This is a genomic window from Variovorax sp. 770b2, assembly GCF_900115685.1.
Classification (GTDB): domain Bacteria; phylum Pseudomonadota; class Gammaproteobacteria; order Burkholderiales; family Burkholderiaceae_C; genus Variovorax.
The window spans coordinates 359851-377029 of record NZ_FOXJ01000001.1 but is presented as its reverse complement, the minus strand read 5'-3'; the positions used below and the strand labels follow the sequence as shown (position 1 = coordinate 377029).

At 66.7% G+C, this 17179-nt stretch carries 16 protein-coding genes; 12 read left to right on the top strand and 4 right to left on the bottom strand.

Annotated elements, in window-relative coordinates:
- Nucleotides 1–16 precede the first annotated feature (16 nt).
- Entirely contained in the window at nt 17–757 is a 741-nt protein-coding gene (locus BM133_RS01585; RefSeq protein WP_093431172.1) for an RNA methyltransferase, read from the bottom strand.
- A gap of 132 nt (nt 758–889) precedes the next feature.
- Between BM133_RS01585 and BM133_RS01580 the strand changes: the two genes are divergently transcribed.
- From BM133_RS01580 to BM133_RS01555, 6 genes are all read left to right on the top strand, one after another.
- On the top strand, nt 890–1954 hold the full coding sequence (locus BM133_RS01580; RefSeq protein ID WP_093431170.1) for an inositol monophosphatase family protein: 1065 nt from the start codon (nt 890–892) through the stop codon (nt 1952–1954).
- Entirely contained in the window at nt 1954–4203 is a 2250-nt protein-coding gene (locus BM133_RS01575; RefSeq protein WP_093431169.1) for an FUSC family protein, read from the top strand. The genes BM133_RS01580 and BM133_RS01575 overlap by 1 nt, the downstream gene beginning before the upstream one ends.
- Entirely contained in the window at nt 4200–5291 is a 1092-nt protein-coding gene (locus tag BM133_RS01570) for a mechanosensitive ion channel family protein (protein WP_093431167.1), read from the top strand. Before BM133_RS01575 ends, BM133_RS01570 begins: the two co-directional genes overlap by 4 nt.
- Before the next feature lie 138 nt (nt 5292–5429).
- Nucleotides 5430–5897, top strand: coding sequence for a helix-turn-helix transcriptional regulator (locus BM133_RS01565; protein WP_093431166.1), 468 nt, complete (start codon nt 5430–5432; stop codon nt 5895–5897).
- 12 nt (nt 5898–5909) lie between these two features.
- Nucleotides 5910–6320 carry a VOC family protein gene (locus BM133_RS01560; protein ID WP_093431164.1) on the top strand — a complete coding sequence of 137 codons (411 nt, stop codon included), beginning with the start codon at nt 5910–5912 and terminating at the stop codon, nt 6318–6320.
- Between the two features lie 30 nt (nt 6321–6350).
- The gene (locus BM133_RS01555) at nt 6351–8762 is read left to right on the top strand and encodes an ATP-binding cassette domain-containing protein (RefSeq protein ID WP_093431163.1); all 2412 of its coding nucleotides are present in this window, start codon (nt 6351–6353) and stop codon (nt 8760–8762) included.
- Nucleotides 8763–8768: 6 nt separating this feature from the next.
- Here the strand turns inward: BM133_RS01555 and BM133_RS01550 are convergent, their stop codons facing one another.
- A complete protein-coding gene (locus BM133_RS01550) occupies nt 8769–9431 on the bottom strand; it encodes a suppressor of fused domain protein (protein WP_093431161.1) in 663 nt (220 codons plus the stop codon).
- A gap of 159 nt (nt 9432–9590) precedes the next feature.
- Here BM133_RS01550 and BM133_RS01545 point away from each other — a divergent pair, with 159 nt between their 5' ends.
- Complete coding sequence (locus BM133_RS01545) at nt 9591–9845, top strand: DUF1488 family protein (RefSeq protein ID WP_093431159.1); 255 nt, start codon at nt 9591–9593, stop codon at nt 9843–9845.
- Between the two features lie 18 nt (nt 9846–9863).
- Here the strand turns inward: BM133_RS01545 and BM133_RS01540 are convergent, their stop codons facing one another.
- Nucleotides 9864–10478 (bottom strand): Dps family protein, encoded by a 615-nt coding sequence (locus BM133_RS01540; RefSeq protein ID WP_093431158.1) that lies wholly within the window; start codon nt 10476–10478, stop codon nt 9864–9866.
- Between the two features lie 118 nt (nt 10479–10596).
- A complete protein-coding gene (locus BM133_RS01535; protein ID WP_093431156.1) occupies nt 10597–11124 on the bottom strand; it encodes a MarR family winged helix-turn-helix transcriptional regulator in 528 nt (175 codons plus the stop codon).
- A 93-nt stretch (nt 11125–11217) separates the two neighbouring features.
- On the opposite strand from BM133_RS01535, the gene BM133_RS01530 reads away from it, so the two are divergent.
- The 5 genes from BM133_RS01530 to BM133_RS34415 all read left to right on the top strand — a co-directional run bounded on the left by BM133_RS01530 (nt 11218) and on the right by BM133_RS34415 (nt 17048).
- Nucleotides 11218–12216, top strand: a complete 999-nt coding sequence (locus tag BM133_RS01530; RefSeq protein WP_093431154.1) for a Bug family tripartite tricarboxylate transporter substrate binding protein — start codon at nt 11218–11220, stop codon at nt 12214–12216.
- Between the two features lie 43 nt (nt 12217–12259).
- Complete coding sequence (locus tag BM133_RS01525) at nt 12260–13264, top strand: Bug family tripartite tricarboxylate transporter substrate binding protein (RefSeq protein ID WP_371286301.1); 1005 nt, start codon at nt 12260–12262, stop codon at nt 13262–13264.
- A gap of 20 nt (nt 13265–13284) precedes the next feature.
- A complete protein-coding gene (locus tag BM133_RS01520; protein ID WP_093431151.1) occupies nt 13285–14601 on the top strand; it encodes a sulfatase family protein in 1317 nt (438 codons plus the stop codon).
- A gap of 239 nt (nt 14602–14840) precedes the next feature.
- A complete protein-coding gene (locus tag BM133_RS01515; protein ID WP_093434957.1) occupies nt 14841–15851 on the top strand; it encodes an SLAC1 anion channel family protein in 1011 nt (336 codons plus the stop codon).
- A gap of 147 nt (nt 15852–15998) precedes the next feature.
- Entirely contained in the window at nt 15999–17048 is a 1050-nt protein-coding gene (locus tag BM133_RS34415) for a hypothetical protein (protein ID WP_143100050.1), read from the top strand.
- Nucleotides 17049–17179 lie beyond the last annotated feature (131 nt).

The following is a 17179-nucleotide window of genomic DNA, read 5'->3' as shown; positions in this document are numbered from 1 at the left end:
TACTTTCGATGGGGTTTTAGCTCGTGGAGCCGCCCCTGGGGCCCTTGGCCGCATCGGTCATGGCCTTGGCGATGCCGCGCAGGATGTGGATCTCCTCGGGCGTGGGCTGGGCCCGGTTGAACAGCTGCTGCAGCCGCGGCATCAGCTTCTTGGGCGCGGCCGGGTCCAGGAAACCGATGTCCGCCAGCGAGCGCTCCCAGTGGTCGAGCATGCCCGCCACAGCCTTCGCATCGGCCGCCTCTGCGGGCGCCGTGGCGTCGCGCACCTCGTAGCCGCCGATGGCCAGCCGCCATTCGTAGGCCACCACCTGGATCGCCGCGCCCAGGTTCAGCGAGCCGAATTTCGGGTCGGTCGGAATGCTCAGCGCCACGTTGCAGCGGTAGACGTCTTCATTGCGCATGCCGAAACGCTCGGAGCCGAACAGGAAGGCGACGTGCTGGTCGCCCTGCTTTCCCAGCGGCTCCAGGTGCTCGCGCGGCGTGCGGGTGGGCGGGCCGAAGTCGCGCGGGATCATCGCGGTGGCGCACAGATGGGTCACCCCGTCGAGCGCCTCGTCCAGCGTTTCGACGATGCGGGCATTCGTCAGCACGTCCAGGGCGCCGCTCGCGCGCTGGATGGTTTCTTCCCGCCGCAGCACGTTGGCCCAGCGCGGCGCCACCAGCACGAGGTCGTCGAAACCCATGGTCTTCATGGCGCGGGCGGCGGCGCCCACATTGCCGGCGTGGCTGGTCTGGATCAGGATGAAACGGGTGCGCATGGCGGGGTTTGGAGACACTAACGGGCGGAGCCGGTAAAATGCCCGATTCTCGCCGCCCGCATCGCCGGGTCGCAGGGTCGCCAGGAGATCGCATCTCGGGGACCCCTCCCACCGTTCTTCTCACAATCCAGAATGTCGTCCCCCAACCTGCATCCCATGCTCAATGTGGCCGTCAAGGCCGCACGCGCCGCCGGCGCCATCATCAACCGCGCCGCGCTGGACGTCGAGTCCGTGCGCATCTCGCAAAAGCAGGTCAACGACTTCGTCACCGAAGTCGATCACGCCAGCGAGAAGGTCATCATCGAAACGCTGCTTGGCGCATACCCGGGGCACGGCATCCTGGCCGAAGAATCGGGCACCGAATACGGTGCGAAGGATTCCGACTACGTCTGGATCATCGATCCACTCGACGGCACCACCAATTTCATCCACGGCTTCCCGGTCTACTGCGTGTCCATCGCGCTCGCGGTGCGCGGCAAGATCGAGCAGGCGGTCATCTACGACCCGAGCCGCAACGACCTCTTCACCGCCACCAAGGGCCGCGGCGCCTACATGAACGACCGGCGCATCCGCGTCTCCAAGCGCACCAAGCTGAGCGAGTGCCTGGTGTCCACGGGCTTTCCGTTCCGCACCGGCGACAACTTCAAGCAGTACCTGGCCATCATGGCGGACATGATGCCCCGCATGGCGGGCCTGCGCCGCCCCGGCGCCGCGGCGCTCGACCTGGCCTACGTGGCCGCGGGCTTCACCGACGGCTTCTTCGAGACGGGCTTGAACCCCTGGGACGTGGCCGCGGGTTCTCTCCTGGTCACCGAGGCCGGCGGCCTCATTGGCAACTTCACCGGCGAGCCCGACTTCCTGGAGCAGCGCGAGTGCCTGGCCGGTGCGCCGCGCATCTACGGCCAGCTCGTGCCGCTGCTCGCGAAGTATTCGAAGTTCGCCAACGTGGACGACAAGCTGCGCGCCAGCGACCGCGTGCGCGCCGTGTCGGCCTCGACCAAGACGAATGCCGACGACGCCTCGGTCGACCTGTACGCCCGCAGCACCGTCGCCGATTTCGCCGACGAAGCCGCCGAGGGTGAAGCACCCGCCGTGGCAGCCAAGCCCGTGCAGCGCAAGCTCACGCGCATCCGCCGCGACGCCCCTGCAGCGCCTGGCACGGGCAGCCCCTCCGAGGGCGACGCTTCCGCCAAGTGATGACGGGGCCCAGCGCAGCCGTCCGGGTCCGAGCCGCGTTGCGCATTGCGCTCAGCCACTACGTGGCGAGCGGCCTGACGGTCGCGCTCGGCCTCCTGTTCATCTCGGGCGGCATCCACTTCTGGCTCGGCACCATCGCCGCGTCGGCCGCGGCCACGGGCGTGATCGTCACCGCGCCGCCCGACCTGCCCGGCCCGCGCCGCGGCAAGTTCTTCCAGATGCTGCCGGCGCCGCTCATCGGCCTGCCGCTGTTCTTCGCGGTGCAGATGCTGCACACCGCGCCGATCCGCCTGGGGCTCCTCCTGGTGCCCGCCACCTTCATGGCCTTTCTGGCCATGGCCTGGGGCAAGCGCGGCATTCCCATCGCCATCGCGGTGATGTTCTCGATGATCTTCTCGATGGCCACGCCCGCGCCGGTGGACCTGTCCGAGGCCATCCAGCGCACCTGGCACTTCGGTCTGGGCGCGGGCCTGTACGTGATCTGGGCCACGCTCGCCAACCTCGCGCTCAACGGGCGCTTTCGCACCCAGTCGGTGGCCGATGTGCTGTATTCGCTGGCCGCGCTGATGCGCACCGAGGCCGGCCAGTTCACCCCGCAGGACGAAACGCGCGACATCCGCGACACCCCCGCGCCGGTGCTGGGCCAGTTGCTGCGGGAGCAAGCCGCGCTCGCCGACCAGCTGCAGGCCACGCGCGACATCGTGCTCGAATCGCCCCGCACGCCGCGCCGCCAGCGCCTGGCCGCCATGCTGGTGATCGTGCTGGAGATGCGCGACCAGCTGCTGGCCAGCGAACTGGACCTGGACGCGCTGCGCGCCCACCCCGCGCACGCCGACGCGCTGATCGAGATGCGCCGCGTGCTCGAAGAGCTGTCCGACGAAACCGTCGCCCTCGCCGACGCGCTCATGATGCGCCGCCACCCCGAGGCCGTGACCGACCGCCGCCCGCGCCTGGCGGCCATCCACGTCTCGGCGGACGACGAGCACCATCACGGTCACCACGGCCACCCCGGCCCGACCGCCGCGATGCTCGCGCGCGGCCTTGCGAGCCGCATCGGCCACATCAACGACGAGGTGCTGCGCCTGTCGGCCGTGGCGCGCGGCGATGCCGAGCCCGACCTGGCCGTGGTGCGCGCCAACTGGCAGCTCTTCGTGAGCCCGACCGACTGGTCGTGGCGCCCCTTCTTCACGCTGTGGCGCTGGGACCAGCCGCCGCTGCGCCACGCGATCCGCGCGGCGCTCGCCATCGCGGCCGGCTACGGCATCGCGGTGTCGATGCCCTGGGGCTCGCACGACTACTGGATCCTCCTGACCATCGTGGTGGTGCTGCGCGGCAGCCTCTCGCAAACGCTGGAGCGGCGCAACGCCCGCGTGGCGGGCACGCTGCTGGGCTGCGTGCTCGCGGTGGGGCTGCTCTCGGCGCACCCTTCGGCGCTGTGGCTGCTGGTCATCGTGACCGTCGCGCAGGCCATTGCCCACAGCTTCGCGGTGCGGCGCTACCTCATCACCGCGGTGGCGGCCACCGTGCTGGGCCTGGTGCAGGCGCACATGCTGAACACCGGCACCGCGCCCATCTTCGCGCTGTTCGAGCGCATCGCCGACACGCTCATCGGCGCCGCGCTCGCCTGGGGCTTCTGCTACGTGCTGCCCTCCTGGGAGCGCTCGCAGATTCCGGCGCTGGTGGCGCGCGTGCTCACCGCGCAGGCGCGGCATGCGCGGCTCGCGCTGGGCCTCGGCCAACTGCAGGCCATCGACAGCAGCCCCGAGCTCGAATGGCGGCTCGCGCGGCGCGAGGCCTTCGACAGCCTCTCGGCCCTGGTGCAGGCCACGCAGCGCTCGCTCTCCGAGCCGCGCGCGGTGCAGCCGCCGCTGGAGCCGCTGGAACACCTGCAGGCCCACAGCTACCAGATGCTCGCGCAGCTGAGCGCCGTGAAATCGATGCTCGTGCTGCGGCGCGACCGCCTCACGCCGGGCGAGGTCGAAGGCCCGCTCGCGCGCACCGCGCAACGCATCGAGGCGGCCATCGGAACCACGCCGACCACCGGCCCCTCTCAACCCGAGAGCACGGGCGTGTCCACCGTGGGCGGCCCGATTCCCCTGCCCGACCCGTTCGAGAACGACATCAGCCCCTGGCTGCTGCGCCGGCTCGACCTGGCGACGGCGCTTTCCACGCAGCTGCGCGACGACGCGGCGCGCATCCTCCAACACCTGAACGAGACAACGGAAGCACCGCCCACCACCGCCCGATGACCCAAGAGATTCTTGCCCACCCCTGGTTCGGCACCTGGATTGCCGTCCTCATCGCCGTCCCGCTCGCCCTCCTGGTCCACCGTGTCGGCGGACTCGTGTTGCGGCGCATCACCCGTCCGGCGCCCGCGGTGCATGCGATGGTGGTCAACATCCAGCCGGCCGGGCGGCTGGTGCTGCCGCTGGTGGCGCTGCTGCTGGTGTTCCAGGCCGCGCCCGACGACCTGCGCTTCATCGGGAGCGTGCGGCACCTCAACGGCCTCTTGCTCATCGCCGCGGCCACCTGGCTCATCGTGCGGGCCATCAGCGGGTTTGCCGACGGCGTGCTCGCGCAGCACCCGTCCGACGTGGCCGACAACCTGCAGGCGCGCCGCGTGCTCACGCAAACCCGCGTGCTCGCGCGCACCGCCATGAGCGTGGTGCTGGTGGCGGGCGGCGCGATGATGCTCATGACCTTTCCCGGCGCGCGCCAGGTCGGCGCGAGCCTCCTGGCCTCGGCCGGCGTGATCGGCATCGTGGCCGGCCTTGCGGCCAAGCCCGTGTTCAGCAACCTCATCGCGGGCCTGCAGATCGCGCTGGCGCAGCCGATCCGCATCGACGACGTGCTGGTGGTCGAGGGCGAGTGGGGCCGCGTGGAAGAGATCACCGGCACCTTCGTGGTGTTGAAGATCTGGGACGAGCGGCGCCTCGTGCTGCCGCTCACCTACTTCATCGAAAAGCCCTTCCAGAACTGGACGCGCCATTCGGCGCAACTGCTCGGCTCGGTCTTCATCTACCTGGACTACGGCATGCCGCTCGCGCCGCTGCGCGCGGAGGTGGAACGCATCGTGAAGGCCGCGCCCGAATGGGACGGCCGCTTCTTCAACCTGCGCGTGACCGACGCCACCGAGCGCACCATGCAGGTCCGCGTGCTGTGCACCGCGGCCACCTCGGGCCTGGCCTTCGACCTGCGCTGCAGCGTGCGCGAGGGCCTCATCGAATTCATGCAGCGCGAGTATCCGCAGCACCTGCCGAAGATGCGCGTGGAGGCCGATCCGGCGATGGCCGCGCCGGCGCCTGCGCAGGGCCACCAGGGTCCGGCCGCGGCCTGACAACGACAACCCCCGCGCACCGCGGGGCGCAGCTCGAGCACGCCGCGGGGCGCAGCTCGAGCACGCCGCGGGGCGCAGCTCGAGCACGCCGCGGGGCGCGGCTTGAGCACACCGGTGCGACGTGGCACGATCCCACCGATGACCACCAAGCCCACCGCCGCACAGCACCTGCGCGACCTTGCGCGCCTTCGCCGCGTGCGCGACCGCATCGACCGGGACTACGCGCAGCCGCTGGACGTGGAGACGCTGGCGCGCGATGCGGGCATGTCGGCCGGCCACCTGAGCCGCCAGTTCCGCATCGCCTACGGCGAACCGCCCTACGCCTACCTCATGACGCGGCGCATCGAGCGCGCGATGGCGCTGCTGCGCCGCGGCGACCTGAGCGTGACCGAGGTGTGCTTTTCGGTCGGCTGCGGCTCGCTGGGCACCTTCACCACCCGCTTCACCGAGCTGGTGGGCGTGCCGCCCGGCGTGTACCGGCGCCAGGACGCGAACACGACCGAGGGCATTCCGTCGTGCGTGGCCCGGCAAGTGACGCGACCGATCAGGAATCGAGAAGCGCCGACCGCGCCTGCCGAAATAGCATCGGCGCCCGAACCCACCTAGAAGCACATTGCCATGGACATCACCATCCACTCCACCTTCCTTCCGCACACCGACGCCGAGGTCTCGCTGGCCTTCTACCGCGACACCCTGGGCTTCGAGATCCGCAAGGACGTCGGCTACGGCGGCATGCGCTGGATCACCGTCGGCCCCGTGGGGCAGCCGGGCGTCTCCATCGTGCTGTACCCGCCGGCGGCCACGCCCGGCATCACCGACGACGAGCGCCGCACCATCGCCGAGATGATGGCCAAGGGCACCTACGCCACGATGCTGCTGGCCACCAAGGACCTGGACGGCGCCTTCGCCAAGCTGCAGGCCGGCAAGGCCGAGATCGTCGAGGAGCCGACCGACCAGCCCTACGGCGTGCGCGACTGCGCGGTGCGCGATCCGGCGGGCAACATGATCCGCATCCAGCAACTGCGCTGAGCCGCACGACAAGAAAACGACGGAGACCCGATGAGCAAAGCCCCGAAGAAGGACACCACCAAGGAAGCCCCCAAGGACACGCCGAAGACCGAGCCCTACGCCGCCGACCATCACGACATGATCCGCGTGCAGGGCGCGCGCGTGAACAACCTGAAGGACATCAGCGTCGAGCTGCCCAAGCGCCGGCTCACCGTGTTCACCGGCGTCTCCGGCTCGGGCAAGAGCTCTCTCGTCTTCGGCACCATCGCCGCGGAATCGCAGCGGCTCATCAACGAGACCTACAGCGCCTTCGTGCAGGGCTTCATGCCCACGCTCGCGCGGCCCGAGGTCGATGTGCTCGATGGCCTCACGACCGCGATCATCGTGGACCAGGAGCGCATGGGCGGCGACCCGCGCTCCACGGTCGGCACCGCGACCGATGCCAACGCGATGCTGCGCATTCTCTTCAGCCGCCTGGGCAAGCCGCACATCGGCTCGCCGAGCGCCTTCGCGTTCAACGTGCCCTCGGTGAAGGCGACCGGCGCCATCACCGTGGAGCGCGGCGCGAGCAAGACCGTCAAGCAGACCTTCAATCGCACCGGCGGCATGTGCCCGCGCTGCGAAGGCCGGGGCGCAGTCACCGATTTCGACCTGACCGCCTTCTACGACGACAGCAAATCGCTCAACGAGGGCGCGCTCACCATTCCGGGCTTCAGCATGGAGGGCTGGTACGGCCGCATCTTCAACGGCTGCGGCTTCTTCGACCCCGACAAGGCGATCCGCAAGTTCACCAAGAAGGAGCTCGACGCCCTGCTGCACAAAGAGCCGACCAGGATCAAGGTCGATGGCATCAACCTCACCTACCAGGGCCTGATCCCGCAGGTGCAGAAGTCCTTTCTCGCGAAGGACGTCGATGCGATGCAGCCGCACATCCGCGCCTTCGTGGAACGCGCGGTCACCTTCAGCACCTGCCCCGAGTGCGATGGCACGCGGCTGAGCGAAGGCGCGCGCTCTTCGAAGATCAAGAAGATCAACATCGCCGATGCCTGCGCGATGCAGATCAGCGACCTGGCCGCATGGGTGCGAGGCCTCAGCGAACCCTCGGTCGCGCCGCTACTGGAGAAGCTCGCGCACACGCTCGACTCGTTCGTGGAAATCGGCCTCGGGTACCTGAGCCTGGACCGCCCCTCGGGCACGCTCTCGGGCGGCGAGGCGCAGCGCACGAAGATGATCCGCCACCTCGGCTCCTCGCTCACCGACGTGACCTACGTCTTCGACGAGCCCACCATCGGCCTGCACCCGCACGACATCCAGCGCATGAACGGCCTCCTGCTGCGGCTGCGCGACAAGGGCAACACCGTGCTCGTGGTGGAGCACAAGCCAGAGGCCATCGCCATCGCGGACCACGTGGTGGACCTGGGCCCCGGCGCGGGCTCGGCGGGCGGCAGCATCTGCTTCGAAGGCACGGTCGATGAATTGCGTGCCAGCACCACCCTCACCGGCCGGCACCTGGACGACCGCGCCGCGCTCAAGAAGAAGGTGCGCACGCCCGCCGGCGCGCTGCCGATCCGTGGTGCCAAGACGCACAACCTGCGCAACGTGAACGTCGATGTGCCGCTGGGCGTGCTCGTCGTCGTCACCGGCGTGGCGGGCTCGGGAAAGAGCTCCCTGGTGCACGGCTCGATTCCCGCAGGCGCGGGCGTGGTGTCCGTCGACCAAGGCTCGATCCGCGGCTCGCGGCGCAGCAATCCCGCGACCTACACCGGGCTGCTCGATCCGATCCGCAACGCCTTCGCCAAAGCCAACGGCGTGAAGCCCGCGCTCTTCAGCGCCAACTCCGAAGGCGCGTGCCCTGCGTGCAACGGAGCAGGCGTCATCTACACCGACCTCGCGATGATGGCCGGCGTGGCCACGGTCTGCGAGGAGTGCGAAGGCAAGCGCTTCCACGCCTCGGTGCTCGAACACAAGCTCGGCAAACGCGACATCAGCGAAGTGCTCGCGATGTCCGTCACCGAGGCCACCGAATTCTTCGGCAAGGGCGATGCGCGCACCCCCGCCGCGCACGCCATCCTCGCGCGGCTCGCCGACGTCGGCCTCGGGTATCTCAGCCTCGGCCAGCCGCTCACCACGCTCTCGGGCGGCGAGCGGCAGCGCCTGAAGCTGGCCACGCACATGGCCGAGAAAGGCGGCGTCTACGTGCTCGACGAGCCGACCGCCGGCCTGCACCTGGCCGACGTCGAGCAACTGCTCAGCCTGCTCGACCGGCTGGTCGATGCGGGCAAATCGGTCATCGTGGTGGAGCACCACCAGGCGGTGATGGCGCATGCGGACTGGATCATCGACCTGGGCCCCGGCGCGGGCCACGACGGCGGGAAGGTCGTGTTCGAAGGCACGCCGGCCGAGCTCGTCAAGGCGCGCGCCACGCTCACGGGCAAGCACCTCGCGGCGTACGTCGGCGGCTGAATCGGTTCAGGCGACGGCCTTGCGCCCCGGGTCCGTCACCGGAAAACCGCCATGCACTTCGAGCAGGCGCACCAGCGCTTCGGAGCTGTGCGCCTTGGCCCAGTCCTTCTCGGAATCGGTGATGCCGACCACGTGCAGAAAGTCGAACCTGCCCGATGCCAGCTGCGCCGTGGCGGGATAGTGCTTCGGCTCGGCCAGCACCACGTTGCGCAGGCCCACGGCGCCCTTCTCGCGGACCACATCGCCCATCGGGATGCGGTCGCCGTAGTCCAGCAGCGGCTTGTCTTCGCCGAAGCGCCCGTGGGCGAGCAGCACGTTGAAGGCCAGCAGCCGGCGCAGGAGCTTGATCGCCCACTGGTCCTTCGGCTGCTCCGCCACCTCGATGACCAGTTCGGAGCCGAGCCATGAATAGGCTTCGGGGTCGTACTCGGCCGGCTCCGTTTCCCAGGGTGTCGATCCGCCCGAGGTGACATAGAGCCACGAGTTGCGCGCGGGCGTCGGCTCGAACTCGAACACGCCCAGGTGCAGCCAGGCCGGGTCGATGTCCTCGGCACCGAGCGACGAGAAGACATCGAAGTCCAGCACGTAGATGCCGCTGTGCTTTTCGCCGAACAGCTGTGGGTAGAGCGTTTCCTCGCGGTACGCCCAGACTTCTTCCATGGAACTCATCGGCCTCTCCTTCGCGTGCGCCGGTGTCGCTGCGCCGGCGAGAGCATAAGCGTGAGACCCGACAGACGCCACCCGCCTAAAGGACTAGAGTGGTCCGACGCGGGAGTCCTCCTGCGCATCCGTCCAAAGGAACCTCCTTGACACACACGAAGCCACGCCATGGCTGACGCCCCCTTCTTTCACGATGCATCGGGCACGGTCAGGTTCTCGGTGACGGTGGAGGGCCAGGACGTGGACGCGAGCATCGGACGCGAAGTCCTGCGCTACCACTACCGCACCGCCGAAAACGCCGACCCGCTCAACACCTACGGCCTGCACACCGAGGAGCTCGATGCGGCCGTGCGGCGCCGGTTGGCAGCGGGCTCCACGGCGCCCATCATGCTGCGCGAGAACGACCTTCGCGCACCGGCCTGAAAGGCTCAGGCCGTTGCCTCAGGCCGTCACCGGCGACGCGGCGACCAGGTGCTCGGTAAGGAACCACACCTGCAGTTCGTTGGTGCGCAGCACGTTGCTCACGAACACGTCGTTGCTGCCTGCATCGCCTGATTTATCGACCTTCTCGGCCGCCTCGCGCGCGCCCACGATGATGTGTTCGTGCGCCTCGGCCAGCCGGCGCAATTGCACCGCGGCGGGTTCGCGGCCGCGCGGCGGGCGGGCGATTTTGGTGGTCTCGGCGATGTCCGCCGCCATCGCGAGTGCGATGCCCCCCAGCAACTGGATGCGCTCGGCCAGGATGTCCACCAGCAGCACCTGCCCTTCGTAGTGCTGGTCGTACATCAGGTGCAACTGGTTGAAGGTCGGGCCGACCACCTGCCAGTGGTGCTTCTTGTACATGTCGCGCAGGGTGATCGTGTCGGCCAGGCACTGGTTGAGCAGCGCCACGCTTTCCTTGCAGACCTTTTCCGACAACCCGTTAGGGAGCTTGACGATCTCGCCGTAGCGCTGCGTCTCGTGGCTCTTCTGGTCGAGATCGGGTTTGACCTCTTCGGTCTTCGCGCGGGCGGCCGACGTGCGCGCGGCGGGCTGGGTGTTCTTCGAGGCTGCCATGGGGGGATGCTCCTGAGTGGGTGATGATGGAATCGATCAACAACTTCTAGCACCCGTCAATCGGGCTGTGCGTAGGCCAGTCGGCAGTGTTCGTGCGGGGCGCTTGTCTTGGCCGGACTCAGGCCTTGGCGCTGCGCCGGCCCCGGTCCGCCTTCGGCAGCACCGCCTCTTCGACCATCCGCTCGGCCTTCGCCTGCAACAGATTCAGCGAAGCATCGAAGCGCACCGCATCGCCCGCATCCAGCGCCTTCATCAGATCGCCATTGATCTTCGTCACCAGCGGAAAGAGCTCGTCGTACAGCGCCTGCCCCGCCTCGGTGAGGCCCAGTTGCACCTGCCGCCGGTCGCCCGCCTTGGCCACCCGCGAGACCAGTTGCTTTGCGACCAGCGAGCCCACCGCCTTCGAGGTGCGTGCCCGGTCCAGCTGCGCGTGCTCGGCCAGTTGCGATGAGCCCAGCTCGCCCTTGCTCGCCAGCACAGCGATCAACCGCCACTCGCGCCGCGTGATGCCAAAGCGCCCCTCGCACAGCCGGATCACCATGCTCCCCGCCACGGCGAGCAGCCGCGAGAGCCGGTACAGCAGCAGGTCGTCCAGCGGGCGGCGGGGCGCGGCGGTGGCAACAGCGGCTGAGGCAGGGGCAGGCATGTGGGGGTTAGTCCGGGGGATGGTTGATTAGATCAATCGAATGTAGCGTCTCTAAAGTCGTTCGCCACCGACCGAGAACCCGGAGAACCGCCCATGCCCAGCCCCCTTGCCTTCGACCGCCGCCATGCACTTGCAGCCCTGGGCAGCCTGGGAACCCTGGCCCTGTCGCCGCTGGCTCGCGCGCAGCAGGCCTTCGTGCCCGGCCAGCCCATCAAGGTGCTGATCGGCGTGCCGGCCGGCGGCACGCAGGATGTGCTCACGCGTGCCATCGCGCAGCAGGTGCGCGATTCGCTCGGGCCGCTCATCATCGACAACCGCTCGGGCGCGGCCGGCCGCATCGCCGTCGATGCCGTGAAGACCGCGCCACCCGACGGCCACACCCTGCTGCTCGGCACGGCCAGCATGATGACGATGTTCCCGAGCGCGTACCGCAACCTCTCCTACGACCCGGTGAAGGACTTCGTTCCCCTGCTGAACGCGGCCCGCTTCGAGCTGGCGCTCGCCGTGCACAAGGACGTGCCCGCCAGCACCCTCCCCGAATTCATCACCTGGGCCAAGGCGCAGGGCGACAGGCTGAGCTTCGGCTCCTACGGCTCGGGCACGCCCTCGCACTTTCTGGGCGAAATGCTCAACCGCGCGGCAGGCCTCCAGATGGTGCACGTGCCCTACCGCGGCTCCACGCCCGCGCGGCAGGACCTGATGGGCGGCACCGTGCCCGTGTACTTCGACACCATCGGCGGCGCGCAGCAGATGCTGCCCTCGGGCCGCGTGAAGGTGCTGGCCACCAGCGGCGAGAAGCGCTCGCCCCTCATGCCCAACCTGCCGTGCTTCGTGGAGGCCGGCTACAAGGACGTGGTCGCGACCGCGTGGTTCGCCTACTACGCGCCGTTGAAGACGCCGCAGCCTGTCGTCGACAAGCTGCGCGCCGAGCTCACCCGCGCCGTCAACGCGCGCGAGGTGCGGCAGCTTCTGCTGCAGAACGGCATGTACCCCATCGCCGATGGCAGCGAGGCCCTTTTGAAGACCATGCGCGAAGACACGGCACGCTGGGCCGGCATCATGAAGGCCGTGAATTTCCAGGCGAACGACTGAACGATCGAACAACCGAATGACTGAACGAGGAGGACCCATCACCATGCACACGAACCCACCCACCCCCCATCGAATGACCCGCCGCGCGGCTGCGTTGCTGGCCGCAGCCGGCCTCATGGCGTCCATCGCCGCCGCACCCACGGCCGCGAGCGCGCAGACGCTCGACAGCCCCCTGCACATCGTCGTCGGCTACGCCCCCGGCGGCGCCACCGACCGCGTGGCGCGCATCGTGGGCGAGAAGCTCGGCGCCAAGCTGGGCGTGCCCGTCATCGTCGACAACAAGCCCGGCGCGGGCGGACGCCTGGCGGCCCAGCAAGTGAAGCTCACGCCCGCCAACCAGAACGTGCTGATGCTCGCCAACCCGGCCGTGATGGTGGTCGCGCCCCTGGTCTTCAAGGACAACAACTACGACGCCGAGCGCGACTTCGTGCCCGTGTCGCACGTCAATGCCTACGACTTCGCGCTGGCCGTGTCGCCCACCCTGCCCGTGCGCGAACTGCCGCACCTGCTCGCGTGGATGCGCGCCAATCCGCAGCAGGCCAACGTGGGCGTGCCCGCGACCGGCAGCCTGCCGCACTTCTTCGGCCTCATGGTCGGCGAGAAGGCCAAGGTGCAGACGCAGGTGATCGGCTACCGCGGCTCCGCGCCGCTGTTGAACGACCTGATCGGCGGCCAGGTGCCCATTGCCGTGGACACCGAAGACGTGGTGCTGCCGCAGCACAACGCGGGCAAGCTGCGCATCCTGGCGCTCTCGGGCGACAAGCGCTCGCCCTTCGCGCCGAACATTCCGACCTTCAAGGAAGCGGGCCTGGACCTCTCGGCCACCGGCTGGAACACCTTCTTCGCGCCCGCCACCATGCCCAAGGACAAGATCGAGCGACTCGCCGCGACCATCCGCGAAGTGATGCAGGACCCGGACACGCAGCGCAAGTTCAAGGACTCGGGCATGACGCCCGTGGTGAGCACGCAGGCGCAGACGATCGCGATGCTGAAGGCCTACAAGACGCAATGGGCGCCCGTCGTTCAAAAGTCCGGCTACCAGCCCTGAACCTCCAAAAAAAAAGAGACATGACCCGACCCAACATCATCTTCATCGTCGCCGACGACCTCGGCTATGCAGACCTCGGCTGCTACGGCGGCCGCGATGCCGCGTTCGGCCCCGTGTCGCCCGTGCTCGACGGGCTGGCCGCGAATGGTTTGAAGCTCACGCAGGGCTACGCGAACTCGCCCGTGTGCTCGCCCACGCGCTTCGCGATGATCACCGCGCGGTACCAATACCGCCTGCGCGGCGCGGCCGAAGAGCCCATTCGCAGCAGCAGCCGCGGCAGCACCACGCTGGGCCTGCCGACCGACCACCCCACGCTGCCCTCGCTCCTGAAGGCCAGCGGCTACCAGACCGCGCTCATCGGCAAGTGGCACCTGGGCTACCCGCCGCACTTCGGGCCGCTGCGCTCGGGATACGACGAATTCTTCGGGCCCATGTCGGGCGGTGTCGACTACTTCACCCACTGCGATTCCACCGGCCAGCACGACCTGTGGTTCGGCGAAGAGGACAAGAAGGAAGACGGCTACCTCACCGACATTCTTTCGAAGCGCGCCGTGGACTACGTGGAGCGCATGGCGCAACAGAAAGAGCCCTTCTTCCTCAGCCTGCACTACACCGCCCCGCACTGGCCGTGGGAGACGCGCGACGACGCCGAGAAGGCGCCCACCGTGAAGGACAACCTCTTCGACCTGGCCGGCGGCAACATCCACGTGTACCGCCGCATGATCCATCACATGGACGAAGGCATCGGCTGGATCATGGCCGCGCTGCAAAAGCACGGCATGGCCGACAACACGCTCGTGGTGTTCACCAGCGACAACGGCGGCGAGCGCTTCTCGGACAACTGGCCACTGGTGGGCGGCAAGATGGACCTGACCGAAGGCGGCATCCGCGTGCCATGGATCGCGCACTGGCCCGCGGTGATCGCCAAGGGCGGCCAGAGCACGCAGCTGTGCATGACGATGGACTGGTCCGCAACGATGCTCGATGCGGCCGGCGTGAAGGCCGATGCGGCGTATCCGCTGGATGGCGTGTCGCTCATGCCCGTGCTCAAGGATGCGACGCAGGGCTTTGCCCGCCCGCTGCACTGGCGCATGAACCACCGCGGCCAGCAGGCGATGCGCGACGGCGACTGGAAGTACCTGAAGGTCGATGGCAACGAGTACCTGTTCAACATTCCGGCCGATGAGCGCGAGCGCGCGAACCTCGGCAAGAAAGAGCCCGAGCGACTGGCCGCGATGCGGGCGAACTGGGATGCGTGGAACGCGACGATGCCTGCGATTCCCGAAGATGCGACGGTGAGCCTGGGGTACTCGGTGAAGGACATGCCGCAGCGTTGAGGACCGTGCTGCGCCTGCGGTGGCTTGACCTCTCCCGAGCCTGAATTTGCTCGGCCGATTTCGATTTGTTCGCGTTGTCGCAGTCGAACTGCGACAACTCAAATAAAACGAAATCGCCGAAGCGCTCGGGAGTGAACAAAGCAGCGGCGACCACATACGTCAGACAACGCAGGGATTTGGCAGAAAACGCCATCCCACGGCAGTAACGGCCCCAGCCGATGCGCTTCAGACTGGCGCGCATGACAAATTCCGCTACCTCCGCCACCTCCACCCTCAGCGCGATGGACACCCGCCCTGCCGCGGGCGCCTCCATCAAGAACCTCCCCGTCAACCTGTTCGCCGCCGTCATGGGCCTCTCGGGCCTTTCGATGGGCTGGCGCTTTGCGCACACCGAGTTCGGCGTGCCGCGCGTCGTGTCGGATGCGATCGGCCTCTTCGCCACCTTCGTGTTCGTCGTGCTGCTCGTGGGCTATGGCGCCAAGCTGCTGCGGCACCCGGCGGCCGTGAAGGCGGAGTTCAACCATCCGATTGCCGGCAACTTCTTCGGCACCATCGCCATTGCGCTGCTGCTGCAATCGGCCGTGCTGGGCACCTACGACAGCGCGCTGGGCCACGCGGTGTGGGTCGTGGGCACCGTCGCCACGCTGCTGCTGGCCGCGCACGTGGTCTCGCGCCTTTTGGGCGGCAACTGCCACCCCGCGCATGCGGTGCCGGCGTGGATCATTCCGGGCGTCGCCGCGCTGGACATTCCCGTCACCGGCAGCCACATGCCCATGGCCTGGGCCGGCGAGGTGCTGCTGCTGTCGGCGGCCGTGGGCTCGGTGCTGGCGCTCGTGCTGTTCACGATGATCGTCACGCGGTTGATCCAGCACGAGCCACTCGCGCCGGCGATGACGCCCTCGCTGCTGATTCTTGTCGCGCCGTTCGAGGTGGGGTTCACGGCGTATGTGAACCTCACGGGGCGGGTGGATCTGTTCGCCGGGCTGTTGTTTTACTTCGGGCTGTTTTTGTTTTTGGTGCTGGCGCCGAAGGTGTTCAGGCGGAGCGTGCCGTTTGGGGCGGGGTGGTGGGCGATTAGTTTTCCGCTGGCTGCGATGGTGAATGCGGGGTTGAAGTACGCGAGTGTGCGGGGGGCGGTGCCGTTGAAGGTGGTGGCGGGGGGGATGTTGGTGGTGCTGACTGCGGTGATGTTTGTGTTGGCGGTTCGGACGGTGCGGGTTCTTTTCAATGGGCGGTTGCTGGCGAGTTAAGGAGACGGTCGGTGCAAATTCACATCAGAACCCGTGATTTGGCCTCGTGCGGATTCAAGGCGCAAGTTGAGTGCCTTGGTGAAAAATCCTAGCCGATTCGCAGCAGCTCATGTAAATTGCAAAATTTAAGCAACCCAGAGGTCATTCATGGTTCGAATAGGTCCGAGAGATATAAATGGATATTCCGACCAAGGGGCCAAGAATAATCCGGAAAATTACTTTGAATACGTCAAAGACCGATTTCCTGATGCTGTTGTCGAACCTATCATCGGGAAAGGCGGGCTTGTCGATAATGCAAAAAAACTTGTTCCACGTGCGGTCAGGGTCCTCCCAGAAATTCTTGACATCTACACGCGCCAGCCAGAGTATCGCTACGAAAATTTTCTGGAAAATCGGACTGCACGAAAAACCTCTGAGAATTGCGTTTTTATCTACGCATACAACGAAGATGGAAAACTGATTCGCCCATGGACACCAAAGCCCAAGGAAGATCTCCCACCACCAACAGTTCGAGTTCCCACTTACGAAATTGAAACTTTTTCTCAAGGGTGGAATGTCCGTCGAAATGGAAACTCGAAGAATGGCTATCCTTCATCAATCCCCATATTGACGGCCAACGATTTTGATGCAATAGGAGAATATGAAGTTGGCGGGCTCCTTAATCCGCCACATGCTTGCATGGTCAAGGCGATTTCAGCCGGAGAATTTTCAGTTTCGGTTCACCTCCGACTCAACCCCAGCATCATAAAAAATGAAGAAGCGAAGCTGCAAACCGGAGATGTTATTGGCGCTTTCAAAGTCAATGTTATTGAGGGGACCGAGTTCGTTAATGCAATGGGGTTGACCGCTTCCAAAGAAAGCAAGATCTTCTACTCCGATGCAAAAAAGCGGTTTTATATTGCACTGACTGCGGGCGAAACAGTTGAATTTCGGGCAGTAGGGATTTTGGATACATGGGAATGGGATGATCAAAAGAGGGAATACTTCGCGGGATCTCCAACCATCATTCCATTCAACAAACTCGAGTGGTCGCTTGCGCCTAAAAATTTAGCGTCCGTAGAAGCTGTTGAGCTGGTTTTGCCGAGCGGCAGCGGATCTACATTGCAAATCAAAGCTGGCACCGCCTCTGGGCAGGTCGGCCTTTTGAATGCCCACGGCCTTGGTAAAACATGGGGCATCGATCTGTTGATTAAATAACCTAGTCACGCGCACGCCGCAAAGCGACCATTAGCCATTGTGGAATTTTTAAAATTACACGCCGACGCCGATGCTGGTGCCGGTCTAAAATTTCTGTGGCGCCTATTTCGCTTTCGTCCATATAGATTTTG

Bases quoted from the DNA above. Each gene is read 5' to 3' on its own strand.
- BM133_RS01585 (WP_093431172.1), bottom strand. From the start codon at position 757: ATGCGCACCCGTTTCATCCTGATCCAGACCAGCCACGCCGGCAATGTG.
- BM133_RS01580 (WP_093431170.1), top strand. From the start codon at position 890: ATGTCGTCCCCCAACCTGCATCCCATGCTCAATGTGGCCGTCAAGGCC.
- BM133_RS01575 (WP_093431169.1), top strand. From the start codon at position 1,954: ATGACGGGGCCCAGCGCAGCCGTCCGGGTCCGAGCCGCGTTGCGCATT.
- BM133_RS01570 (WP_093431167.1), top strand. From the start codon at position 4,200: ATGACCCAAGAGATTCTTGCCCACCCCTGGTTCGGCACCTGGATTGCC.
- BM133_RS01565 (WP_093431166.1), top strand. From the start codon at position 5,430: ATGACCACCAAGCCCACCGCCGCACAGCACCTGCGCGACCTTGCGCGC.
- BM133_RS01560 (WP_093431164.1), top strand. From the start codon at position 5,910: ATGGACATCACCATCCACTCCACCTTCCTTCCGCACACCGACGCCGAG.
- BM133_RS01555 (WP_093431163.1), top strand. From the start codon at position 6,351: ATGAGCAAAGCCCCGAAGAAGGACACCACCAAGGAAGCCCCCAAGGAC.
- BM133_RS01550 (WP_093431161.1), bottom strand. From the start codon at position 9,431: ATGAGTTCCATGGAAGAAGTCTGGGCGTACCGCGAGGAAACGCTCTAC.
- BM133_RS01545 (WP_093431159.1), top strand. From the start codon at position 9,591: ATGGCTGACGCCCCCTTCTTTCACGATGCATCGGGCACGGTCAGGTTC.
- BM133_RS01540 (WP_093431158.1), bottom strand. From the start codon at position 10,478: ATGGCAGCCTCGAAGAACACCCAGCCCGCCGCGCGCACGTCGGCCGCC.
- BM133_RS01535 (WP_093431156.1), bottom strand. From the start codon at position 11,124: ATGCCTGCCCCTGCCTCAGCCGCTGTTGCCACCGCCGCGCCCCGCCGC.
- BM133_RS01530 (WP_093431154.1), top strand. From the start codon at position 11,218: ATGCCCAGCCCCCTTGCCTTCGACCGCCGCCATGCACTTGCAGCCCTG.
- BM133_RS01525 (WP_371286301.1), top strand. From the start codon at position 12,260: ATGCACACGAACCCACCCACCCCCCATCGAATGACCCGCCGCGCGGCT.
- BM133_RS01520 (WP_093431151.1), top strand. From the start codon at position 13,285: ATGACCCGACCCAACATCATCTTCATCGTCGCCGACGACCTCGGCTAT.
- BM133_RS01515 (WP_093434957.1), top strand. From the start codon at position 14,841: ATGACAAATTCCGCTACCTCCGCCACCTCCACCCTCAGCGCGATGGAC.
- BM133_RS34415 (WP_143100050.1), top strand. From the start codon at position 15,999: ATGGTTCGAATAGGTCCGAGAGATATAAATGGATATTCCGACCAAGGG.